Raw genomic sequence first — 21,106 nt, 5'->3', positions numbered from 1 at the left:
GTTCACCGCCGCCCGGACCAGCGCGGCTCCACCTGCTCCCAGGCGGCCTCCCAGCCCTTCTCCGCCTGCCGGTCCAGTCCGTGCCGGCGCAGCGCGAAGGCGCCCTCCGCGCCGAAGCCGAGCACGGTCACCGTGCCGAAGCCGGCGAGCACGGCGTCGGTGAGGATCAGATCGGCCGGCTCGGGCGCACCGGCGGGGCTTCCGGCGTCGTTCAGTCCGACCCGGACGGCCGTCCCGGCGAGGGTGCCGTCCGGCACGGGCACGCTCCCGGTGCCGGGCCCGAGGGGGTACACCCAGCGGGCCGGGGCGTACTCCCGCCCGCCGCCCGCGCGGGGGTCGGCCGACAGCGCCGGGCCCGTGGTGACCGCCGTGACGGTGTGCCGGTGCCGAGCGGTCTGCTGGGCGGTGCGCGTCTCGGCGCGGTACACGAGCAGGGCCGTGACGACGGCCACGACCAGCGTGCCGAGCATCGCCAGCGCCAGCCCTGCCACGAGGCGGCTGTACGCCCGGTCGAGCGGGCGGCAGAGCGGGCTGTGGTCCCTGCCGGTCGCCCTGAGGACGTGCCGGCGCAGGGACGTGTGCGAGGACGGATGCCCGGATGCGGTGACAGTGGCGGACATGTCGCGCCTCCTCCGTAGCGGGGGGCAAGGGCTCCCGTAACTCAGTCTTCCGGTCACGTACCCGGTCGCCCGAGGGCCTGACGGCCCCGGTGGTGGGCCCCGAGGGGCCGTCCGTGGCGGGTCTCCCGTCCCCGGCGGCCCCGTCCACCGGGGGCGGGCGTCCACGGCCCGGGCCGGCGGGCCCGGTGCCGAGGACCGACCGGCCCCTGCCGGGCCTCCCCGTCAGTGGTGCGATGGGAGTACGAACGGCCGGGGCGCGCCCCGGCCCGGTACCGACCCAGGGAGGACGGCATGGAAGCCGCCGTGGGAGACCGCATCATTGTCCAGGGCACCCGGCCGGGCGCGGCCCGCAGGGACGGCGAGATCGTCGGCCTGCACCACCCGGACGGCACCCCGCCGTACGACGTGCGCTGGGCCGACGACGGCCGGGTGACCGAGTACGTCCCCGGACCCGACGCCCGGATCCACCACTACCGGCACGAGGACGTGACGGTCCCGCCCCACCCGCACCTCTTCGCGGGCTGACCGGCCCGGGCCATGGCCGTCGCCGCCCGTGCCCCGGCGCGCGGTCTGAGCGCCGCCGAGGCCGCCCGTCGGCTCGCCGAACACGGCCCCAACGAGGTCACGGCCGACCGGCGGGTGCCGCTGTGGGCCCGGGTGGGCGCTCAGCTCCGCGATCCGCTGATCACCGTGCTGCTCGCGGCCGTCGCCCTGACGCTGGCCATCGGGGACCACCCGGACGCGGTGGTCATCGCGCTGGTGATCGTGGTCAACACGGCCGTGGGGGTGGTCCAGGAGGTCCGGGCGGAGAACGCCGTCGCCGCCCTGTCCCGGCTCTCAGCGCCCGCCGCGCGGGTGCTGCGCGACGGCGGGCAACGCAAGGTGCCCTCGGCCGGGATCGTCCCGGGCGACGTCGTGGCGCTCGCCGAGGGCGACATCGTCCCGGCCGACGCGCGGCTTGTCGAGGCGGCGGCCCTGCTGCTCGACGAGTCGATGCTGACCGGGGAGTCCGTGCCGGTGGCCAGGAGGGCCGGAGCCGGGGCAGCGGGGGACGACACGGTCCTGGCGGGGACGGTCGTGCTGCGGGGCCGGGCGCTCGCCGTGGTCACCGCCACCGGAGCCGACAGCGCGCTGGGCCGGATCGCCACGCTGCTGCGGCCCCGGCCCGAACCCACCCCGCTCCAGCGGAGGCTGGCCGGGCTCGGGCGGGTGCTGGCCGCCGTGGCGGTCGGGCTGTGCGCGGTGGTCTTCGTCCTGGGACTGCTGCGGCACCAGCCGCCCGGCGAGATGGGGGTGACGGCGATCAGCCTGGCGGTCGCCGCCGTGCCGGAGTCGCTGCCCGCGGTCGTCACGCTGGCCCTGGCCTTGGGCGCGCGCCGGATGGCGGCCCGGCACGCCGTCGTCCGGCGGCTGCCCGCCGTCGAGACGCTCGGCTCGGTCTCGGTGCTGGCGACGGACAAGACCGGCACCCTCACCGAGGGCCGGATGGTGGTCGAGCGGCTCTGGACGCCGCACGCGACGGCCGTCGTGACCGGTGCCGGGTACGGACCGGCCGGTGGGATCGGACTCCACGGGAGACCCGCGGACCCCTACGGAGGAGCCGCGGACTTCGACGGAAGTGCCGGGGCCGAGGTGCGAAGCCTGCTCACCGCGGCCGCGCTGTGCAATGACGCCGCGCTACGGCCGCCGACGGAGGGAGACGGTCAGTGGGCAGCGCTCGGCGATCCCACCGAGGCCGCCCTGCTGACGGCGGCCGACAAGGCCGGCCTCGACCACGTACGGCTCCGCGAGGCCTGCCCCCGGGCCGCCGAGGCGCCTTTCGACAGCCTCCGCAAGCGGATGACCACCGTTCACCGAAGCGCCGACGGCAAGCTGCTGGCCTGTCTCAAGGGCGCGCCGGAGGCCGTGCTCGATCCCGCGGTCCTGGCCGAGCCCCCGGAGCTGCTGGACCGCGCCCGCAACGCGGCCGCCGCTCTCGCCGCCGAGGGCTACCGGGTGCTCGCCCTGGCCGATCGGCGCCTCGACCACCTCCCCGAACCGCCCGAGGAGGCCGAGCACGGACTGCGACTGCTCGGTCTGGCCGCGCTCGCCGACCCGCCCAAGCCCGCCGCAGCCGCCACGCTGGCCGCCTGCCGCCGAGCCGGCGTCCTGCCCGTCCTGGTCACCGGCGACCATCCGGCCACCGCCCGGGCCCTGGCCGTGCGGGTCGGACTGCTGGAGGCGTCCGCCGGGCCGGAGGCGGTGGTGAGCGGAGAGGCACAGGCCCAGGTCGGCGACCTCACCCGGGTTCGGGTGTTCGCCCGCACCGACCCCCGGCAGAAGCTCGACATCGTCCAGGCCTGGCGCACCCGCGGCGCCGTCACCGCGATGACCGGCGACGGCGTCAACGACGGGCCGGCCCTCCGCCAGGCGGACATCGGCGTCGCCATGGGCCGGCGCGGCACCGAAGTCGCCCGGCAGGCCGCCGACCTGGTCCTCGCCGACGACGAACTCGCCACCGTGGTGACCGCGGTGGCGGAGGGACGCCGGGTCTACGACAACATCCGCCGCTTCCTGGTGTACGGGCTGGCCGGCGGCGCGGCCGAGATCCTGGTGATGCTGGCCGGTCCGCTGTTCGGCCTGGCCCTGCCACTGCGGGCCGGCCAGATCCTCTGGATCAACCTGCTCACCCACGGCCTGACCGGCGTCGCCACGGGTGCGGAGCCGCTCTCCGCCAGCGCGATGGAACGGCCCCCACGACCGCCGGGCCAGCACATCCTGGGCGCCGGGGTCTGGCAGCGGGTGCTGCTGCTCGGACTGGTGGTCGCGGCCTCGGCGCTCGGTGCGGCGCTCCGGTCCCACGGCAGCGGACGCCCCTGGCAGAGCGTGCTGTTCATCGCCCTGCTGGCCGCCCAGCTCGGCGTCGTGCTGGGTCTGCGCGAACGCCTGGTGACCCGCGCGAACCCGTTCCTGCCGGTGGCCGTCCTCGCCTCGGCCGCGCTCGGGGCGGCCGCCCTCTACGTGCCGTTCCTGCGCGACGTTCTGGACACCGTTCCGCTGTCCTGGGGCGACCTCGCCGCGCCCGCCGTCGCCGGGCTCGTCGGGTTCGCGGCGGCCCGGCTCCGCAAGCGAGGGATCTGAGAGCATGCCGAACGCCCTGGTCACCGACCTCCACGAGGTGCCGACGCCCCGTCGTACCTGCCTGCTGGAGGACGAGAGCGCACCGGCCACGTTTCCTTCAGCCTGCCCGCGGGCCGGTCGGGGGCGCAGCGGACGGACCGACGGGCGCGGAGCCCTGGGCCGGTCGGCCCTCACGACGGGAACCCGGGCCTGCCTAGCGTGAGAGCGGGGCCCGGTCCGCGTACCCGAGGAGGAACCATGACGTCCGAGATCCACCACAGCGGGGCCCGTTCCGTCGTCCTCGGCGTCGATGCGCGCGACACCGGCGGAATGACCGCGGCCTGGGCCGCCGACGAGGCCGCCCGGCGCGGCCTGCCGCTGCGGCTGGTGCACGCCGTACCGTCGGTGTTCCGCGAGTTCCGCCCCTTCGACCAGGGCCACTACCACAAGGCCCTGGTCGAGCGCGCCGAGAAGGCGATCGACCGGGCTGCCGCCGTGGCCTGGGACCGGCACCCGGCCCTCGCACTGACCACCGACATCTCCGAGGACGTCCCGGCCCCGGCGCTGTGCCGGGAGTCCCGCCGGGCCGAACTCGTCGTGCTCGGTTCCCGTCGGCTCGGCCGGGCCGCGGAGGCACTGAGCGCCTACTCGGTGGCCGTCCCGGTGAGTGCCCAGGCGCACTGTCCGGTGGCCGTCGTACGCGACCCCGAACACACCAGCCAGGACCCGCCGTACGTCGTGCTCGGTGTGGACGGCAGCCCCTCCTCGGAGGCCGCCATCGACTTCGCCTTCGATCTGGCCGCCGAGCGGCGGGCCGCCCTGCGCGTCCTGTGGGTCTGGCACCGCCCGCCGGTGGGCAACCTCGACGAGCACACCACCGTCCAGCTCCTCCGACGGCTGCTCTTCGAGTGCACCGCCGGCCGGCACGACCGCTACCCCGATGTGAGGGTCACCCACGAGCTGGTGCACGGCCACCCGGTCGAGGAGCTCGGCCTCGCCTCCGAGCACGCCCTCGCCGTGGTCGTCGGCCGCCGTGGCAGCGGCGGCTTCAGCGGCATGCGCCTCGGCTCCGTTCCCCACGGCCTGCTCCACCGCGCCCACTGCCCGGTCGTCACCGTTCCCGGATCGCGCCACTGAACCTCCGCGCGGCCGTCGGTGCCCCGCCGTCGCGGGTCGGAGCGTGTCGTGACACCGGCTCCACCGGGCGCTGGTTGACGAGACGCCGCGGTCACCACACGCGGTCCGTCACCGGCAGGGGCTGGTAGGGCACAGGCCCGCCACGGTGCGCACGTCCCCGGGCTGCCCGGCGACGCCCGGCGCAGGTCCGTCCGGCCGTCCGGTCCGGGCCGTTCGGCCCCCGCCGCACGGGCTGTCCCGGGGTGAGCCTGGGGGTGACGAAAGGTGGAGACCATGCACACCGTGATCGTGTACGAGAGCATGTACGGCAACACCCGCGAGATCGCCGAGGCGATAGCCGAGGGCGTCCACCAGGCCGACCCCGGGGCTGCCGTGGACTGCCTGCCGGTGGCCGAGGCGGACACGGAGACCACCCGCTCCGCGGACCTGCTGGTGGTCGGCGGACCGACCCACATGCACGGCATGTCCTCCGGGCTCAGCCGGCGGATGGCCGCCGCCGCCGGGGCGCACGAGGAGGAGCGGAAGGCGGCCGCGGCCGAGGCACGGGAGACCGCCGAGGGGCCGGGTCTGCGGGCCTGGTTCCACGACCTGCCGCAGACCGAGTCCGGCACCTACGCCGCCGCGTTCGACACCAGGGTCGACATGCCCAGGGCCGGTGGCGCCGCCAACGGCATCGCCCGCCGGCTCTCCAGCCACCACTACGACGTGGTCGCCGAACCCGAGGGCTTCATCGTGGAGCACAACGACGGCCCGCTGCGCACCGGCGAACTCGACCGCGCCCGCGCCTGGGGCGCGCGGCTGGTCTGACCCGTGCTCGGGCCCGGACCCGATCGCCCGGCGTTCCCCCGCGCCGGAGGTCGGACCCGGTCGGACGCGGCCCACGGGCCCGACCGGCCCCACCGCCGAGGGCGTTCAGCCGCTGTTCCGGACCTCGGCCGCCGGGAAGGCTCGTCATCGGGGAATGCGACAGGAGGTGACCGCCATGTTGGCGGCACTGCTCAGGGCCCTCGGGCGGATCTCCGCCCGGCACCACCGGCCCGCCCGCACCGAGCGCGCCGAGTGCTCCGCCACGCGGCCGATGGTCACCTGGGAGGAGGCCGAACGGCTGGTCACGGCCGCACTGCTGGCCGGGCTGATCGACCGGTCCGAGTACCGGGACCACCTCGCACTGCTGGCGGAGGTGGAGGACGCGCACAGCCCGCTGCGGCTGCCGCGGGCGTGACGGCCGACGTCCGAGGGAGGACGTGATGGCAGCCGCCACCGGCGCACGACCGTCCTGGCCGCCGTCGCGGACCTGCGCGGGGCGATCGGCTTCTCCTCCTTCGGCCAGTTCGCCCACCAGCCGTCGCCCGACCGGCCGGCCGGGACGGTCCGCGGGTGCGGCCGCGTCCCGTACCCGCCCGACGGGGCCGGTCGGCCCTGCCGGGACGACCGACCGGACCAGCCTGCGGAGGCGTACGCCCCTGGGCCCGACCGCGCGCCCCGGCGGACAGTGACAGGGACGGAGCCCCCGGCGCGTCCGGCGCCGGGTCACCGCGAGCGCGCCTGGAGGCAGCCATGCGCCGTGTCATCCGCTTCCGCGACCTCGGCCGGGAGGACGTCGGCCTGGTCGGCGGCAAGAACGCCTCGCTCGGCGAGCTGATCACCGGCCTCGGCCCCGCCGGAGTGCGGGTCCCGGACGGCTTCGCCACCACCGCCGACGCCTACCGCGAACTGCTCGACACCGGTGGCCTGCGCGAACGGATCGCCGAGCAGGTCGACCGGCTGCACGGGGGCGCCCCGCTGTCCGAGGCCGGCGCCGCCATCCGCTCGGCCGTACTGGACACTCCCCTGCCCACCGCGCTCGCCCAGGACGTCCTGACGGCGTACGGGCGCCTCGCCCGCGACGCCGGGCGCACGGACCCCGACGTCGCGGTGCGCAGCAGCGCCACCGCGGAGGACCTGCCGGAGGCGAGCTTCGCCGGTCAGCAGGAGACCTTCCTCAACGTCCGGGGCGCCGAGGCCCTGCTGGACGCGTGCCGGCGCTGCTACGCCTCGCTGTTCACCGACCGGGCGATCGACTACCGCGAGCGGATGGGCTTCGACCACCTCGCCCTCGCCCTGTCGGTCGGCGTGCAGACGATGGTGCGCTCCGACCTCGCGGGCGCGGGTGTGGCCTTCACCCTGGACACCGAGACCGGCTTCCCGGGGGTGGTCGTCATCAGCGCCGCGTGGGGGTTGGGCGAGACGGTGGTGAGCGGTCAGGTGGATCCGGACGAGTACACCGTGTTCAAGCCGGTGCTCAAGGACCACCGCCTCGACCCCGTGGTCCAGGTGCAGCTGGGCGCGAAGCGCCGCAAGGCCGTGTACGGCGAGGACGGCTCGACCACGACCGTCGACACCGACGAGGACGAGCGGGCCCGCCCGGTGCTCGGCCAGGGCGACGTCCGCACCCTCGCCGAGTGGGCGGTGGCGGTCGAGGAGCACTACGGCTGCCCGATGGACCTGGAGTGGGCCAAGGACGGCATCAGCGGGCAGCTGTTCCTCGTCCAGGCCCGGCCGGAGACCGTGCAGTCCCGCCGGCACGGCGAGGTGCTGCGCCGCTTCCGGCTGACCGGTACGGGCGAGCGGCTGGTGGACGGCATCGCGGTCGGCGAGGCGGTCGGCGCCGGGCCGGTGTGCGCGCTCGCCGAGCCGGTCGGGCTGGAACGCTTCCCTCAGGGCGCCGTCCTGGTCACGGAGATCACCGACCCGGACTGGGAGCCGCTGATGAAGCGGGCCGCCGCGATCGTCACCGACCACGGCGGGCGCACCTCGCACGCCGCGATCGTCAGCCGGGAGCTGGGTGTGCCGGCGGTGGTCGGCACCGGTTCGGCGACCGCCGTGCTGGCCGACGGGCGGGAGGTCACGGTCTCCTGCGCCGAGGGCGCGGAGGGACACGTCTACGCGGGCCGGGTCGGCTACGAGGCGACCGAGATCGACCTCGGGGCGCTGCCGGCCACCCGGACCAAGGTGATGCTCAACCTCGCCGACCCCGGCGCGGCCTTCCGCTGGTGGCGGCTGCCGGCGGACGGCGTGGGCCTGGCCCGCACCGAGTTCGTGGTCGCCCACCAGGTACGCGTCCACCCGATGGCGCTGGTCCACCCCGAGCGGCTGTCCGCCGAGGACCGGCGGCTGGTGGACGAGCTGACGTACGGCTGTCCGGACCGCACCGACTACTTCGTCGAACGGCTGGCCCAGGGCGTCGCCCGGATCGCCGCCTCCCGCTGGCCCGACCCGGTGGTGGTGCGCACCAGCGACTTCAAGACCAACGAGTACGCCCGGCTGGTCGGCGGCGCGCCCTTCGAACCGACCGAGGCCAACCCGATGATCGGGTGGCGCGGCGCGAGCCGCTACTACGACCCCGGCTACGTCGAGGGCTTCGCCCTGGAGTGCCGGGCACTGCGCCGGGCCCGGGACGAACTCGGGCTGACCAACGTGGTCGTGATGATCCCGTTCTGCCGCACCCCGCGGGAGGCCGACCGGGTCCTCGCCGTGATGGCCGACAACGGGCTCGCCCGAGGTGCCAACGGCCTACGGGTGTACGTCATGGCGGAGATCCCGGCCAACGTCCTGCTCGCCGAGCAGTTCGCCGAACGCTTCGACGGCTTCTCGATCGGCAGCAACGACCTGACCCAGCTCACCCTGGGTGTCGACCGCGACTCCGCTCTGCTGGCCCACCTCTTCGACGAGAGCGACCCGGCCGTCACGCGCAGCATCGAGTCGCTGATCGCGACCGCCCACGCGGCCGGCCGCCATGTCGGTCTCTGCGGCCAACGCCCCAGCAACGACCCGGACTTCACCCGGTTCCTGGTCCAGGCCGGGATCGACTCGATCTCCGTCACCCCGGACAGCTTCGCCGCGGTGAAGCACGCGGTGGCCCGGGCCGAGGCGGGGACGGACGTGCCGCCGCGCGAGGGTCGGGGGATCATGGGAGGCAACGGGCTGACTCACTCCTGGAGGTCACCGTGAGCACCACCCCCGCACCAGCTCCCGCCGCTCCGATCGTGGTCGGGACGGACGGCTCGGAGCCGTCCCGCCGGGCCGTGCTCTTCGCTCTGCGCGAGGCGCAGCTGCGCGGGGTCGGCGTGCGGGCCGTCTGCGCGTTCGGCGGCGGACGCACCCAGCCGTCGAGCCGGGCCATGACAGGCTGGCGCGATTCGGGCGGCGAACCGCTGCCGCACCTGCACGACGCCGTCGCCCGCGAGGTGACCGACTCGGTCGAGGAGCTGCGCCAGCTGGTGGGCGAGCCGTACGTGGAGGTCGAGGTCTGCTGCGAGCGCGGCCGTCCCGCCCACGTGCTGCTGGAGGCGAGCCAGGACGCCGCGATGCTGGTGGTGGGCAGCCGCGGCGCCGGCCTGTGGGGCCGGCTCGCGCTCGGCTCGACCAGCACCGAAGTCATCCACCACGCCCACCTGCCCGTCATCGTCGTGCCGCCCGAGTCCAAGGCCTCACCCGGGTGATCCGGCTCCCGCTCGGTGGGACGGTCGGACTTCCGGGGCCGTCACCGGCGGCCTGCGGCGCCGCATGCGGACACCCGGACCGGCAGGGGCCCGCCCGGCCGCCGTCCTGGCCCGACCGGCCCTGCCGCGCGGGGGCGGCGGTGGCCGACGATGAGGGTGGTCGAGGTTCCGCAGTGGGCCGGTGACGGCGCCGGCCGGAGCCGACGAAGGAGTCTGCGATGAACGGCTTCGAAACCCTCCGTCCCGTGGTCGTGGGCGTCGACCGCTCCGAGGCGAGCCACTGGGCCGTGCGCTGGGCGGCGGACGAAGCGGCCGCTCGCCACCTCCCGCTGCGGCTGCTGCACGCGCAGGAGTGGCCGGTCGACCGGGCCACCGACGTGGTGGACCGCCCCTGGGCGATCGGCCTGCGGGCCGCCGGGGAAGCCGTGCTGGACACCGCCCGGCTGCTGGCCACCGAGCGGCACCCCGGACTGGAGATCGCGGCCGCACTGACCGAGGGGCGACCGGTGCGCGTGCTGCGCGAGGCCGCCGACGAGGCCGCGCAGCTCGTGCTCGGCATCCGCCGGTCGAGCGAGGCGCACTCCGCGCTGCCGATCGGGTCCAGGGGCGCCTCGCTGGCCGGCCACCTGGGCTGCCCGCTCGCCCTCGTCCCCGAACCCGCCGACGGCGTCTCCGGCCCCGGGCCGGTGGTGGTCGGGGTGGACGGCTCGGAATGCTCCCGGGCCGCGGTCGGCTTCGCCTTCGAGGAGGCCTCGATCGGCGGCGCCGGGGTACTGGCCGTGGAGGTCCGGCGCCCGGCCGAAGCGGGCCGGCCCGACCCCGTCGAGGAGTCCCTGGTAGACCTCTCCGAGGTGCTGGCCGGCTGGCAGGAGAAGTACCCGGACCTCCGGATCCGGCGTGAGGTCCTCACCGGCTCTCCCGCCCCGATGCTCGCCGCCGTCGCGACCCGCGCCCGCTGCCTGGTCATCGGCAGCAGGGGCCTGGGCGGATTCCGCGGCCTGCTGTTCGGCTCCACCGGCCGCGCCCTGGTGCACCGCTGCACCGTTCCGCTGGTGATCGTCCCGAACTGCGCCCCGGCCTGACCACGGAGGTCGTCATGGAGAACACCAATGAACGTGCCGTCACGGCCGACCCCGGCGACCTCGGCCGCCGGGTGGCCCAGCGCCGCGCCCGACTCGGTCTCACCCGCGAGCTGGTGGCCGAACGCGGCGGCCTGGACGCCGGATTCGTCGCGTACCTGGAGACCCATCCCGTCCCGGTCGGCGTCACCACCCTCACCCGGCTCGCCGACGCGCTCGACACCACCGTCACCGACCTGCTCGGCGGCGGGCGCGAGCTACCGCCCGGCCGGGGCCTCGCCGACTCCCGAGTACGGATCGAGGAGTTGGACCCGGCGGCCTGCTGGACCAGGCTCAGCCACGGCGGCGTCGGCAGGGTCGTACTGACCGCGCCCCGCGGGCTGGTGGCGCTGCCCGTCAACTACCGGGTACTGGACGCCACCATCCTCTACCGCACCGAACCGGACGGCACCCTCGCCCGCGCCGCGGACAGCGAAGTCGCCTTCGAAGCCGATCAGTTGGACGAGGTGTTCGCCACCGGCTGGAGCGTTCTGGTGAACGGCACCGTCTCGGTCGTCTCCGACGAGGAGGCCGTGCGCTGGTTCGAGCGGCACTCCGACCCCGGCCCCTGGGCCGGCGGCACCCGGGACACCTGGATGCGGATCCGGCCCACCGGGATCAGCGGTCGCGTCATCCGCCCGGACGGCCCTCCGGTCGTCGACTCCGGAGTGGGCGGGGAACCGTGGCGCTGAACGGGGTGTCACGCACCTTCGCCACCGGTTCGGACTGACCGGCCTTCTCGCGGCCGGTGCGGCGGTCGGCGTGCGTGCCGGGTTTCCGGCACGGAAACCCGGCACGGGCGGCCACTACCCCGCCGGCGGGTCGAGGACGTCCTCCACCCGGTGGCGCGGGCTGGCGGCGCCGGGCGGGCCGTAGCCGAGCCGGAGCACCAGCTGGACGTGGGCGGGGCCGCCGGCGGGGTCGCGCAGGCGCCAGCGGGTGTCGGGGATCTCGACGGCCTGGTGCAGTACGGACGCGCGCAGGCCGTGGACGGTGGCGAGCAGCCAGACGCGTTCCAGCGCCTGCCCGGTGCGCAGCCAGTCGGCCTGGTGATCGAAGTGGGTGGTGAGGGTGGCGAGCTGGGGCAGCGCCTCGAAGCGTGCGGCCGGGGTCGCGTGGCGAGGCGGGTGGCCGGCGAAGCCGCGCATCGGGACGCGGGCGTCGCGGTCGTGCGAGCCGAGGGCGGCGAGCGGGATGCCGTCCCAGGAGGGTTCGAGGCGCAGCCAGCGGCGGGTCTCGGCCTCGCGGGCGACGTCGCCGGCGATGCGGGCCTCGGCCTCGGAGGTCAGTGCCAGCACCCGGCGCACGGCGTCCTCCTCCAGCACGGTGAGGGTGACGCCTTCGTCCCGGGCTGCCGTGATGAGGTCGGCGACGAGCGCCTCGGGGACGTCCCGGTTGATGAACGGCTGTCGGCTGGAGTGGCGCGCCGCCAGGGCCGGGTAGAGGTCGGCGCCGAAGGGCTGCGGCGTACGGGCGGGTGCGGAGAGGTCGAGCACGGCTCGCGGCTGGGCGCCTTCCCCGGCGGGGAGGAGGCGGACGACGGCCTCGCGGCCGAGGTGCGCGGCGGCCACCCGCAGGTTGAACAGGGCGGCGCCGATCGAGACGTCCAGCGCCCGTCCGTCGGGGTCGGCGGCCGGGACGGCGCGGGTCGGGTCGGCGTGGACCTCCAGGCCCAGCAGGTCGGGGGTGGGGCGGAAGCGCCAGGGCTGGCTGTTGTGCAGCGAGGGCGCGAGGCCGCCGGCCTCGGCCAGCAGGTGCAGGTCGGCGGCGGTGAGGGCGGTTTCGGTGGTCATGGTGGTTCACTCCCTGCTCCCGGCGGGGAGCGCCGGTGATTCGAGCATCCGCCACGTCGGCGTGCCGGGCGAGGGCCCAACGGCCCTGGGCCCGCCCCGGACGCCCCCGCCGGTCCGGCCGATGGGGCCGACCGGAGGGCCGAACGGCCCTGCCGCCCCGCACCCGGCGGCGGTCTGCTGGACTGCAGAGGCCCGGTCACCCCGCCGGGCCGGAAACTCCGGAGGCACCGCCGTGCTGACCGACGAGCCCCGCACCACCACCCAGCAGCTGATGCGCACCGCCAGCGGGCGGACCCTCGCGGTCTCCCGCTTCACCCCGGAGGTCCTGCCGGACACCGGCCGAATCGTCCTCGACACGCTCTGCGAGCCGTACGACACCGACCAGGTCTGGGTCTCGCTCACGCCCGCCGAGGCCCGGCAGCTGGCCGGGATGCTGCTCCGCCAGGCCGCCGCGGTCGACCGCCCCCGGCCTGCGCGACCGGGGCGGATCGAGGTCGATCCGGTGGCGGGAGACCTGTACGCCATCGGCGTCCGCTCGCACGCCCTGACCGTCGACCAGCCCGTCGAGGCGGGCGGCGCGGACTCCGCGCCGACCCCGGTCGAGCTGTGCGCCTCCGCCCTCGCCTCCTGCACCGCTCACTACGCCGCCGGGTACCTCGGCCGGCACGGCCTCAGCCGCGACGGCCTCCACGTCACCGCGGACTACACCATGGCCCAGGACCGGCCGGCCCGGATCGCCGCGGTGTCCATCGAGGTCACCGCCCCCGGCCTGCCGCCCGAACGGGAGGCAGGCCTGCTCGCGGTCGTACGCCACTGCACCGTGAGAAACACCCTGGACCACCCGCCGGTGGTCGAGGTCTCCCTGGACGGCGCCCGAAGGGCGGGCCCGTCATGAAGGCCGAGGACCTGATGACCTCGCCGCCGGTCACCGTCGGCCCCACCACGACGGCCTTCCAGGCCGCCGTGGTCATGGAGCAGCAGGCGGTCGGCTGCGTGCTCGTCACCGACCAGGGCCGACTGCGGGGCATCCTGACGGACCGCGACCTCACCGTTCGCGGGCTCGCCCACGGTCCCCGTCCGGCACAGCCGGTCACGGACCTCATGACCACCTGCGTCGTCACCGTGGACGCCGACGACGACCTCGACACCGCCTACCGCACCTTCCGCGGCGCCGGGGTCCGGCGGCTTCCCGTCCTCGACGGCGGCCGCCCGGTCGGCGTCCTGACCGTCGACGACCTGCTGCGCGACGTCGTGGAGCGCCTCGTCGACCTCCTGATCCCGGTGTCGCGCAGCGCTCTTCGCGAGACCGCCGTCCGACCGGCTCACACGAACCGCACCCGCCCCGACCGGGAGACCCGACGATGACCGCGCACACCACGACACCGACGCGCACCAAGCGGTGGAGCCTGCGGATCGACCTCTTCGAGGAGGGCGACACCACCAAGGTCCATGCCGTCCTCGACACCGGCGACAACACCCTGGAGACCCGCACCACCGCCCGCCGCAACCCCGGCGACCCGCCCGTCCCCGAGATCGGCGACGAGTACGCCGCCGCCCGCGCCCTGATCGACCTCGGCCAACGGCTGCTCCGTGCCGGCCGCTCGGACTCCGCCGCGAACGACCGCTCCGGCGCCGGCTGAGCGCGGCAGCGACGGCCGCCCGGCGAGTGAGCCCGCGGCGATGGTGCGTCGGCCGTCGATGCGGGCCCGGTTCGCGGCGATCCTGATCGTCGCGGACCGGTGTCGGGCCGGGCGTCGCCCCGGGGCCGTTGCCGCCAGGAGCGCCACCCCTCGACTGAACCGACGGCTGGCGCTCCCGCCCACCCCCGTAGGTCGGGAGCGCCCCGCCGGTCGGCCCGGGTTCCCCGGGGCCGCATCCTCTTCGGGCGCTTGCGGCCCGCTAGCTCCAACCGGTGTCACGGGACCGGCGTCCGCCGCGTCCGCTTCCCGAACCGCACATCCCCGCCCCCAGGTTGGTAGCGGCGGGCTCCCCCACCGCGCGACGATCATAATCGCCGCGGAGGGAAAACGGCACCTCCCGGGCCGGACCGGGCGACGCCTGCGGTCGCCGGGTGACGTCCCTCCGCCGAAGCGGCGGTCCGTCAGTCGCCTTCGTCCGTGCAGAGTTGTCGGTAGGCTGCGGCCACGGTGAGCATCCAGGCGACCTCCTCGCGCGGGGTGCGGCCGCCGGTGGTGGCGGCCAGGGCCGCGGGCGTGGCGGGGGCCGGGAGGCTCCGGGCCCGGTGCCGGACGGCCGTGCGCAGCCAGCGGGCCTCGGCCCGGGCGAGGTCCTCGTCCGCGACAGCCGTCGAACCGCCCCCGGGTGCCGGGGCGGTCTCGGGTGTTGGGGCGGCCTCGGGTACCGGGGTGTCCTCGCGCAGCACCAGCACGGCGTCCCGGATGGCGAAGGCCCGGTGGGCGAGTTCGACCGAGCGGTCGCGGACGGTCAGCAGGTCGCGCAGCCGGCTGCTCGGGGTGCCGAGCACCACCTGCGGGACGGCGGCCACCACGTCCGCCCAGAGCGGGTGCAGCCGCCACAGCGCGTACTGGTCGCGCAGGTAGCCCATCAGCGTCCGGGCCGGCGGGAGGGTGACGCCGAGGACGAGCAGCACCAGCATGAGCGCCGGCAGCACCTCGCCGACCGCGTCCTGTAGCGGCACCGGCCTGCCGTCGGCGTCGAACTCGGTCGTGTCGCCGCTGGTGAGGATGAAGTGGTAGCGGTAGAGCGCGTACGCCAGGCCGGTGGCTCCGGACGCGGCCAGGCAGGTCACCCCGGCCCGAAGCGCGCCGGGCGGGACGGCCTCCCGGTTCGACCAGAACAGCACCATCGCCCGTGCGCTGGCCAGCGCGAAGACGGTGTCGAACACGCACAGGTAGACCTTGACCCCGGGTTCGCCGTAGTGGGCGTCGATGCCGAACGCTCCGTCGGCGTCGTGCGGGAGCGCGAAGACGAACAGCAGGGTCAGGACGAGGCTCGCGGCCACCGTGAGCAGCAGCCGGGCGCGGGCGGCGACCGGCCGTTCCGGGCGGTGCCGTACCGCCTGGACGTACTCCAGCAGGAAGTACGCCGCGGCGACCCCGGCGAGGTGCTTGAGCAGCTGGGTGACGTCCCGGATTCCGGTGACGTCGCCGAGCGTCCGCTCGATGAACGCCGGACGGCAGCTGAGCCCGAGGGCGATCGCGGTGAAGGCCGCCCACAGCGCGCGGTTGGCCCGGGTGGTGAAGGCCGAGGGCGCCCGCCAGAGCACGACGGCCCAGATCAGCGTGGGCATCAGCCAGGTGAACAGCGGGCGCATCAGGGCTTCCTCCACCGGGGCTGGCGGATCGGATGCAGCAGGCTCACGGCGAGGCGGTCGGAGGCGGGGCTCGGGTCGCTGGTGGAGCCGACCAGGTCGGCCAGCAGCAGGGCGATCATCTCGGCCTCCTGCTCGTCGGCGGTGTGGTAGCTCGTCCGGCCCGCGCCCATCAGCTGGGCGATCAGTTCGGGCGTCAGGTCGGGCAGCAGCGCGGCCAGCCGGGAGAGTTCGAGGGTGCCGGTGTGGCCGCACAGGACGTGGCCGAGTTCGTGCAGTTTGATCAGGTCCTGGTGCGCCGGGCTGGTGCGCTCCTCGTAGTAGACGACGTCGATGCTGGGCAGCGCGATCCACAGGCCGCAGGGGAGGTCCGGGCCGAGCGCGGGCAGCGGCTCCATGACGATGCGCCGGCCCCGGTCGCGTTCCAACGCGGCGCGGAAGCCCTCGACGGTGAAGGGGACGGGCAGGCTCAGACCGGAGAGCCGCTGTTCGCAGCGTCGGCGCAGGCCGCGGGGGAAGGCCAAGGCGGGGGTGTTCCTTAGGGGCGGGGGCGTTTTGCGGGTGCGGGTCCGGGGGTGGCACGGCGCGCCCGTCATCTTCCGTCGGCGGGGGCGGTGTGCCGGTCGTCCTGACCCGCGGGGCCCTGCCCTGCGGCGTCCTGTTCGAGCTTGCGGAGGTTGTCGGCGAGCGAGAGCAGCACCCGCAGGCTGCCGTCGGAGAGCGCCGAGGCCCGTTTGACCAGGTTGACCACCCCGTCGTTGCCCAGTGCCTGCCTCAATTCGGCGATCCGCTCCAGCTGTTCGAGCTGCTCGTCGACCACGGCGGCCTTGGCGTCGTCCAGGAAGTAGCTCGCGCCGGCGCCGATCCCGAAGCCCCGGCCCAGCCAGTCGAGCGTGTCCACGGTCGGGTTGCAGGCCTGGCCCTTCTGGTTCAGGCCGAGGTGGAGGTTGCGGACGGTGTCGCGGGAGATGACGTCCCGGCCGGCCAGGCGGTTGATCCGGTCGGCGAGTTCGCGGTAGGCCGGGGGGCGTCCGCCGGACCTCGCCGCCTCACGGGCCATCAGCCGGTCCAGTCGGCGGGAGATGGCCGAGGCGCGCTCCCCCGGCTGCTCCGGCCCGCCCGTTCCGTCGCCCGCCGCCGCCATCACCATCTGCTTCCCCCCTCCGCGGCCTGCCACGATACCGTCGGTGCTCGACCGGACGGTAGCCGAGACGGCACGGGGGCGGCGGCGGCCGGGGGGTTGCGGGAGGTCAGCGGCCGGGGTGGCACGGGAGCGGGCCCCGACACGGGAGCGGGCCCCGGCACGCCGTGGGTTCCGGCGGCCGGGGCCCGGAGGGCTACGGGTGCGGTCAGCAGCCGAAGTCGATCAGACGGAAGGTCGCGTAGTGGTCACCGGTGTAGTAGTCCTCCTGGTACCGCTGGCCGGTGACGATCCGGCGGGTGCCGCGGGTCGGCGCACCGGGGGTCACCACGGTGTACTCGTGGTAGTAGCCGGAGCGCTGGGCCGGCAGCACGCCCTCCTTGTTGGTGAAGACCACGCCGTCCTGGCGGTACGGGAACGGCCCGCCCTTGGCGATCAGGCCGAGGGTGGTGCGGGCCTGGGACGGCAGGGCGGACACGCACACCCTGCCGCTCACCGCGGCCCGCGCCTCGGTGGCGACGGCGACGGGCGCGAGGGTGGCCAGGGCGAGGACGGCGACGGCGGCTGCACGGGGCTTCCACGCGCGTAGAGTTCGGGTCACGCCAACCAGGATGGCGAGCCCCGGAGCTCCCCGGAAGCCCCGTTCGCAGTCTTCATCTCCGGTCAACTCGCCGTATCCGTCGATGACTTCAACCGGCAGGGCGGCAGCGCGCGGTCACCCCGAGGTGCCCCGCGGATGGGCCGCCGCGGATGGGCCGCCGCGGCGGCACGGTGCCGAAGCCTTCGCATCCCCGTGCCGGAGGCGTGCCCGGCCCCGTGTGGAGCAGCAGCGTGTACTGGGGGCCGAGGAGCCGCCGGGGGGGTGAGGTCGCGGACCGGACCCCGGCGGCACGGTGCCCGCTCCCCGGCCGGGGCCGGCCCAACCGGCCGCCGCCACAAGGCGGGTACGGGCCGGGCCGGCGGCAGAATCGACCCATGCGCATCCTGATCCTCACCACCGGCTCCCGCGGGGACGTCGCACCGTTCACCGGCCTGGGCCGGCGGCTGGTGGACGCCGGGCACCGGGTCTCGCTGCTCGCCCACCCGGCCTTCGCCACGCTGATCGAGTCCTGCGGCCTGGAATACCGGCCGCTCCCGGGGGACCCGAAGGAGTTCGTCCTCGCCCGGTCGCGGGCGTCCTCGCCCGAGGAGACCCGGGCAGTGACGACCGCGTTCGTGGACGGGCTCGCCGACGGCGTGGCGGACGCCGTGGCGGGCGGAGCCGACCTGCTGCTCACCGCCTTCGCCCCGTCACCGCTCGCCCTCACGGCGGGCGAGGCCCTCGGCGTGCCCGTCCTCGGCACCTACCTCACGCCCGCCTTCGCCACCGCGCGGTTCCCGCTGCCCGGCCCCACCGACACCGGTGATCTCGGACCGGCGGGCAACCTCGCCGCCGGCCGGGAGCGGCTCCGCGGTGCGGCCCGGCTGTTCTCGGGCGCCGTGGCGCGGATCCGCGAGCGCCTCGGTCTGCCCGGCACGGCTCCGCCGGAAGCGCTCGGGCACACCCGCCCGGTCGTCCACGGCTACAGCCCGCTGCTGGAACCGCGCCCGGCGGACTGGCCGGCCCACGTGGAGGTGGGGGGCTTCTGGTGGCCCGCCCGACCGCTGGGCTGGCAGCCGCCGGCCGAACTGGTCGACTTCCTGCAGGCCGGTCCGGCCCCGGTGTTCATCGGTTTCGGCAGCATGGCACCGGAGGAGGGCGAGCGGCTCGGCGAGCTGGTGACGGCGGCGGTGCGGCGGGCGGGTGTGCGTGCGGTGGTCCAGGCGGGCTGGGCCGGGCTGACCGTGGCGGGTGACGGCATCCTCTCCGTCGGCGACCTCCCCCATGACTGGCTGTTCCCCCGCACGGCCGCCGTCGTCCACCACGCCGGGGCCGGCACCACCGGTGCCGCGCTGCGCGCCGGGGTCCCCGCCGTGCCGGTGCCCGTGATGATCGACCAGCCGTTCTGGGCGGCTCGGCTGCACCGGCTGGGGGTCGCGCCGGAGACCGTGCCGTTCGCGGAGCTCACCGCCGGACGCCTCGCCTCCGCGATCACGGCCGCGCTGGCCGAGCCGGTCCGGCGACGGGCGGCCGAGGTCGCCGGGCTCGTCGCGGGCGAGGACGGCGCCGGGGCCGTCCTCGCCCACATCGACCGGCTCGGCGAGGTCCCTCGCCGCTGAACCCGGTCGGCCCCGGTCCGGTCCGGCCCGGCCCGGTCCGGCCCGGTCACCGCGGAGCGTCAGCCGCGGGGCAGCACCAGGGACTGCACCGTCGGGAGCTTGCGCCAGTCGCTGGACACGATGCTGGCGTGCGCCCGGGCCAGCTGCTCGGTCCGGGCCCGGGCCTGGTCGGCGGTCGGGTCGGTGGCGCTGATCTGCGGCGCGACGTTCTGGGCGTCCGTCATCACCACCAGGTAGTGCGACCGGTCGTACCAGGCGGTGTCGATGCCGTTGAGGTAGGTGGCGGCGTCGCCGTCGAAGACCACGAACCAGGGGCGGATCCCGGCGTCCGCGCCGGTGTACTTGCTCCGCGGGTCACCGGCCACGGCGCCGTGCACGGCCGGGAACAGCTGGGCCTGGCCGATCCGCCCGGCCGCGGCGAGGTCGCGCAGGTGCCGCCCGTACTCTACGTCGGTGTGCAGGGTGTCGAAGGGGTTGCTCTCCTCGACCGTCCCCGGTATCGCGTAGAGCAGCACCCGCCCGGCGAGGGCGGAGCGGCTCGGCCAGTTGCCCGCCCGCACCGCCTCGTCGACGGTGGCGTACGAGCCGCCGCCGGGCTTGGCCAGCAGGTCGGCCGGGCGAAGCACCGCGTCGCCGAGGTGCGCGGCGATCAGCGCGTCAAGCTGGTCGGCGCCCATCCCCATGTTGGCCGCGAAGCCGCCCTTGAGTTCCAGCTTGACCACCAGCGGTCCGGCGGCCGGGTGGGCGCCGAGCCAGACCCGGATGTCGTCGAGGCAGTGCTCCAGGTTCTTGTTGGTGCCGCCACCGTAGAGCTGGCCCGGGGTGTCGGCGGCGGTGCAGTTGTTGGAGTTGCCGAGCGGGTTGGAGTGGCTGACCTTCCACTCCTTGGTGATGACGTCGGTCCAGAGGTCGAGCTCGATCATGCCGGTGCCGGTGTCCAGGCTCTGGGCCAGGTACGGGTAGGCGGCCGGGTCGTAGGTGTTGTGCAGGCCGACGGTGGTGGCGGAGCCGAACGGCAGGTCACCCGTGCCGGTGTCGGCGGCCGCCGGGGCCGCGGTCGGCACCAGGGCGGCGGCACCGGCGAGCAGGCCCGCGGCCAGGAGGCCGGCCAGGGCACGGCCGGAAGTCGTGCTGCCCGGGGAGATGCGGCCTGAGGAGATGCGGCCGGCGGTCGTACGGCCTGAGATCGTGCGGCGTGCGGTCATCGGAATCGTTCCCCCCCGGGGTCGGTCGTGGCGGCCGCCCGTGCGCGCCGCCGGAGGCAGCATCGCCCGGCGGGGCGTGCACCTCGTGAAGAAGGCACGACAATAGCGTGACGTCTTCTCCACCCCTGCCCCGGCCCTCCCCTTTCGACGGCCGCCACGCCCTGCCGGTGACGGAACGTCAGGATCGTCGGACCCGGGCGCTAGCGTGGCCCGCGAGCGGACGGCCGGAAGCGGAGGAGTGGCGGACGGCCGGGAGCAGCCGCAGACACCGAAGAGCAGCGGAGGCAGCACCATGTCCCTGGTCAGGGTCCACAACTTCTCGATCTCCCTCGACGGTTACGGCACCGGAGAGGGCCAGAGCCTGGAGAGCCCCTTCGGGCACGCCGCCGACCGGCTGCACAGGTGGTTCTTCGGCACCCGCACCTTCCGGCGGATGCACGGCCAGGAGGGCGGCGGCACCGGGCTGGACGACGCGATGGCCCGCACCTGGGGCGACGGCATCGGCGCGGAGATCATGGGCCGCAACAAGTTCGGCCCGCAGCGGGGGCCCTGGCAGGACGAGGACTGGCAGGGCTGGTGGGGGGCGAACCCGCCGTTCCACACCCCGGTCTTCGTGCTGACCCACCACCCGCGCCCCAGCCTGGAGATGGAGGGCGGGACGGTCTTCCACTTCATCGACGCCACCCCCGAGGAGGCCCTGCGGCAGGCCCGGGAGGCGGCCGACGGCAAGGACGTCCGGATCGGCGGCGGCCCCCGCACCGTCCGGGCGTTCCTGGAAGCCGACCTGATCGACCACCTGCACGTGGTCGTGGTGCCGATCGTGCTCGGGCGGGGCGAGTCGCTCTGGGACGGGCTCGAAGGGCTGGAGGAGCGCTTCGACACCGAGGTGGTGACCGGCCCGAGCGGCGTCACCCACCTCACCTTCACCCGCCCCGGCACCGCGTGACGGGCACCGGCGCCGTGTGACGGCCGGCGGGCGGCCCCCGCGTGGCTGCGGGGAGGCCGCCCGTCGGTCCGGCGT

General features: G+C 75.5%; 21 protein-coding genes. 14 read left to right on the top strand and 7 right to left on the bottom strand.

Annotation, left to right across the window (positions count from 1 at the left end; all coding sequences use genetic code 11):
- Positions 1 to 2: 2 nt before the first annotated feature.
- Positions 3 to 620, bottom strand: a complete 618-nt coding sequence (locus tag ACFV1W_RS12425) for a hypothetical protein (RefSeq protein ID WP_380415656.1) — start codon at positions 618 to 620, stop codon at positions 3 to 5.
- Positions 621 to 911: 291 nt separating this feature from the next.
- Between ACFV1W_RS12425 and ACFV1W_RS12420 the strand changes: the two genes are divergently transcribed.
- The 9 genes from ACFV1W_RS12420 to ACFV1W_RS12380 all read left to right on the top strand — a co-directional run bounded on the left by ACFV1W_RS12420 (position 912) and on the right by ACFV1W_RS12380 (position 11,147).
- Positions 912 to 1,145, top strand: coding sequence for a DUF1918 domain-containing protein (locus ACFV1W_RS12420; protein WP_380415654.1), 234 nt, complete (start codon positions 912 to 914; stop codon positions 1,143 to 1,145).
- 12 nt (positions 1,146 to 1,157) lie between these two features.
- Complete coding sequence (locus tag ACFV1W_RS12415; protein WP_380415653.1) at positions 1,158 to 3,740, top strand: cation-translocating P-type ATPase; 2,583 nt, start codon at positions 1,158 to 1,160, stop codon at positions 3,738 to 3,740.
- Between the two features lie 237 nt (positions 3,741 to 3,977).
- Positions 3,978 to 4,856: a universal stress protein gene (locus tag ACFV1W_RS12410; RefSeq protein ID WP_380415651.1), complete on the top strand. Its 879-nt coding sequence runs from the start codon at positions 3,978 to 3,980 to the stop codon at positions 4,854 to 4,856.
- Positions 4,857 to 5,129: 273 nt separating this feature from the next.
- Positions 5,130 to 5,663 carry a flavodoxin family protein gene (locus tag ACFV1W_RS12405; protein WP_380415649.1) on the top strand — a complete coding sequence of 178 codons (534 nt, stop codon included), beginning with the start codon at positions 5,130 to 5,132 and terminating at the stop codon, positions 5,661 to 5,663.
- Between the two features lie 166 nt (positions 5,664 to 5,829).
- Positions 5,830 to 6,078: a hypothetical protein gene (locus ACFV1W_RS12400; protein ID WP_380415648.1), complete on the top strand. Its 249-nt coding sequence runs from the start codon at positions 5,830 to 5,832 to the stop codon at positions 6,076 to 6,078.
- 335 nt (positions 6,079 to 6,413) lie between these two features.
- The gene (gene ppsA / locus ACFV1W_RS12395) at positions 6,414 to 8,846 is read left to right on the top strand and encodes a phosphoenolpyruvate synthase (RefSeq protein WP_380415646.1); all 2,433 of its coding nucleotides are present in this window, start codon (positions 6,414 to 6,416) and stop codon (positions 8,844 to 8,846) included.
- Entirely contained in the window at positions 8,843 to 9,337 is a 495-nt protein-coding gene (locus ACFV1W_RS12390) for a universal stress protein (protein WP_380415644.1), read from the top strand. The genes ppsA and ACFV1W_RS12390 overlap by 4 nt, the downstream gene beginning before the upstream one ends.
- A 218-nt stretch (positions 9,338 to 9,555) precedes the next feature.
- A complete protein-coding gene (locus ACFV1W_RS12385) occupies positions 9,556 to 10,419 on the top strand; it encodes a universal stress protein (protein ID WP_380415642.1) in 864 nt (287 codons plus the stop codon).
- A 14-nt stretch (positions 10,420 to 10,433) separates the two neighbouring features.
- Entirely contained in the window at positions 10,434 to 11,147 is a 714-nt protein-coding gene (locus ACFV1W_RS12380; protein WP_380415640.1) for a helix-turn-helix domain-containing protein, read from the top strand.
- 114 nt (positions 11,148 to 11,261) lie between these two features.
- On the opposite strand, the gene ACFV1W_RS12375 is transcribed toward ACFV1W_RS12380, so the two are convergent.
- Positions 11,262 to 12,248 carry an Acg family FMN-binding oxidoreductase gene (locus ACFV1W_RS12375; protein WP_380415638.1) on the bottom strand — a complete coding sequence of 329 codons (987 nt, stop codon included), beginning with the start codon at positions 12,246 to 12,248 and terminating at the stop codon, positions 11,262 to 11,264.
- A 232-nt stretch (positions 12,249 to 12,480) separates the two neighbouring features.
- Between ACFV1W_RS12375 and ACFV1W_RS12370 the strand changes: the two genes are divergently transcribed.
- From ACFV1W_RS12370 to ACFV1W_RS12360, 3 genes are read left to right on the top strand one after another with little or no spacing between them, the layout of a single operon-like run.
- On the top strand, positions 12,481 to 13,143 hold the full coding sequence (locus ACFV1W_RS12370) for an OsmC family protein (protein ID WP_380415636.1): 663 nt from the start codon (positions 12,481 to 12,483) through the stop codon (positions 13,141 to 13,143).
- Positions 13,140 to 13,613 (top strand): CBS domain-containing protein, encoded by a 474-nt coding sequence (locus ACFV1W_RS12365; protein ID WP_380415634.1) that lies wholly within the window; start codon positions 13,140 to 13,142, stop codon positions 13,611 to 13,613. The genes ACFV1W_RS12370 and ACFV1W_RS12365 overlap by 4 nt, the downstream gene beginning before the upstream one ends.
- Positions 13,610 to 13,888 carry a dsRBD fold-containing protein gene (locus ACFV1W_RS12360; protein ID WP_380415632.1) on the top strand — a complete coding sequence of 93 codons (279 nt, stop codon included), beginning with the start codon at positions 13,610 to 13,612 and terminating at the stop codon, positions 13,886 to 13,888. The genes ACFV1W_RS12365 and ACFV1W_RS12360 overlap by 4 nt, the downstream gene beginning before the upstream one ends.
- A gap of 461 nt (positions 13,889 to 14,349) precedes the next feature.
- Here the strand turns inward: ACFV1W_RS12360 and ACFV1W_RS12355 are convergent, their stop codons facing one another.
- The 4 genes from ACFV1W_RS12355 to ACFV1W_RS12340 all read right to left on the bottom strand — a co-directional run bounded on the left by ACFV1W_RS12355 (position 14,350) and on the right by ACFV1W_RS12340 (position 17,282).
- Positions 14,350 to 15,543 carry an MAB_1171c family putative transporter gene (locus tag ACFV1W_RS12355; RefSeq protein WP_380415630.1) on the bottom strand — a complete coding sequence of 398 codons (1,194 nt, stop codon included), beginning with the start codon at positions 15,541 to 15,543 and terminating at the stop codon, positions 14,350 to 14,352.
- The gene (locus ACFV1W_RS12350; RefSeq protein WP_380415628.1) at positions 15,543 to 16,064 is read right to left on the bottom strand and encodes a hypothetical protein; all 522 of its coding nucleotides are present in this window, start codon (positions 16,062 to 16,064) and stop codon (positions 15,543 to 15,545) included. Before ACFV1W_RS12350 ends, ACFV1W_RS12355 begins: the two co-directional genes overlap by 1 nt.
- A gap of 68 nt (positions 16,065 to 16,132) precedes the next feature.
- A complete protein-coding gene (locus ACFV1W_RS12345) occupies positions 16,133 to 16,717 on the bottom strand; it encodes a hypothetical protein (protein WP_380415626.1) in 585 nt (194 codons plus the stop codon).
- Between the two features lie 172 nt (positions 16,718 to 16,889).
- Positions 16,890 to 17,282 carry a ribonuclease domain-containing protein gene (locus tag ACFV1W_RS12340; RefSeq protein WP_380415625.1) on the bottom strand — a complete coding sequence of 131 codons (393 nt, stop codon included), beginning with the start codon at positions 17,280 to 17,282 and terminating at the stop codon, positions 16,890 to 16,892.
- 374 nt (positions 17,283 to 17,656) lie between these two features.
- Between ACFV1W_RS12340 and ACFV1W_RS12335 the strand changes: the two genes are divergently transcribed.
- On the top strand, positions 17,657 to 18,880 hold the full coding sequence (locus ACFV1W_RS12335) for a glycosyltransferase (protein ID WP_380415623.1): 1,224 nt from the start codon (positions 17,657 to 17,659) through the stop codon (positions 18,878 to 18,880).
- A gap of 59 nt (positions 18,881 to 18,939) precedes the next feature.
- On the opposite strand, the gene ACFV1W_RS12330 is transcribed toward ACFV1W_RS12335, so the two are convergent.
- Positions 18,940 to 20,085 carry a phosphatidylinositol-specific phospholipase C domain-containing protein gene (locus tag ACFV1W_RS12330; RefSeq protein ID WP_380415621.1) on the bottom strand — a complete coding sequence of 382 codons (1,146 nt, stop codon included), beginning with the start codon at positions 20,083 to 20,085 and terminating at the stop codon, positions 18,940 to 18,942.
- Between the two features lie 292 nt (positions 20,086 to 20,377).
- Between ACFV1W_RS12330 and ACFV1W_RS12325 the strand changes: the two genes are divergently transcribed.
- Positions 20,378 to 21,031 carry a dihydrofolate reductase family protein gene (locus ACFV1W_RS12325; protein ID WP_380415619.1) on the top strand — a complete coding sequence of 218 codons (654 nt, stop codon included), beginning with the start codon at positions 20,378 to 20,380 and terminating at the stop codon, positions 21,029 to 21,031.
- Positions 21,032 to 21,106: the final 75 nt, after the last annotated feature.

The organism is Kitasatospora sp. NPDC059648 (assembly GCF_042734825.1).
In the GTDB taxonomy this organism is placed as follows: domain Bacteria; phylum Actinomycetota; class Actinomycetes; order Streptomycetales; family Streptomycetaceae; genus Kitasatospora.
This window is presented reverse-complemented; position numbering and strand designations above follow the sequence as displayed.

What these genes read in the sequence shown, in the direction of transcription:
- ACFV1W_RS12380 (WP_380415640.1), top strand. Translation starts at nt 10,434, where the DNA reads ATGGAGAACACCAATGAACGTGCCGTCACGGCCGACCCCGGCGACCTC.
- ACFV1W_RS12325 (WP_380415619.1), top strand. Translation starts at nt 20,378, where the DNA reads ATGTCCCTGGTCAGGGTCCACAACTTCTCGATCTCCCTCGACGGTTAC.
- ACFV1W_RS12360 (WP_380415632.1), top strand. Translation starts at nt 13,610, where the DNA reads ATGACCGCGCACACCACGACACCGACGCGCACCAAGCGGTGGAGCCTG.
- ACFV1W_RS12330 (WP_380415621.1), bottom strand. Translation starts at nt 20,085, where the DNA reads ATGACCGCACGCCGCACGATCTCAGGCCGTACGACCGCCGGCCGCATC.
- ACFV1W_RS12425 (WP_380415656.1), bottom strand. Translation starts at nt 620, where the DNA reads ATGTCCGCCACTGTCACCGCATCCGGGCATCCGTCCTCGCACACGTCC.
- ACFV1W_RS12385 (WP_380415642.1), top strand. Translation starts at nt 9,556, where the DNA reads ATGAACGGCTTCGAAACCCTCCGTCCCGTGGTCGTGGGCGTCGACCGC.
- ACFV1W_RS12420 (WP_380415654.1), top strand. Translation starts at nt 912, where the DNA reads ATGGAAGCCGCCGTGGGAGACCGCATCATTGTCCAGGGCACCCGGCCG.
- ACFV1W_RS12410 (WP_380415651.1), top strand. Translation starts at nt 3,978, where the DNA reads ATGACGTCCGAGATCCACCACAGCGGGGCCCGTTCCGTCGTCCTCGGC.
- ACFV1W_RS12405 (WP_380415649.1), top strand. Translation starts at nt 5,130, where the DNA reads ATGCACACCGTGATCGTGTACGAGAGCATGTACGGCAACACCCGCGAG.
- ppsA (WP_380415646.1), top strand. Translation starts at nt 6,414, where the DNA reads ATGCGCCGTGTCATCCGCTTCCGCGACCTCGGCCGGGAGGACGTCGGC.
- ACFV1W_RS12335 (WP_380415623.1), top strand. Translation starts at nt 17,657, where the DNA reads ATGCGCATCCTGATCCTCACCACCGGCTCCCGCGGGGACGTCGCACCG.
- ACFV1W_RS12355 (WP_380415630.1), bottom strand. Translation starts at nt 15,543, where the DNA reads ATGCGCCCGCTGTTCACCTGGCTGATGCCCACGCTGATCTGGGCCGTC.
- ACFV1W_RS12365 (WP_380415634.1), top strand. Translation starts at nt 13,140, where the DNA reads ATGAAGGCCGAGGACCTGATGACCTCGCCGCCGGTCACCGTCGGCCCC.
- ACFV1W_RS12375 (WP_380415638.1), bottom strand. Translation starts at nt 12,248, where the DNA reads ATGACCACCGAAACCGCCCTCACCGCCGCCGACCTGCACCTGCTGGCC.
- ACFV1W_RS12415 (WP_380415653.1), top strand. Translation starts at nt 1,158, where the DNA reads ATGGCCGTCGCCGCCCGTGCCCCGGCGCGCGGTCTGAGCGCCGCCGAG.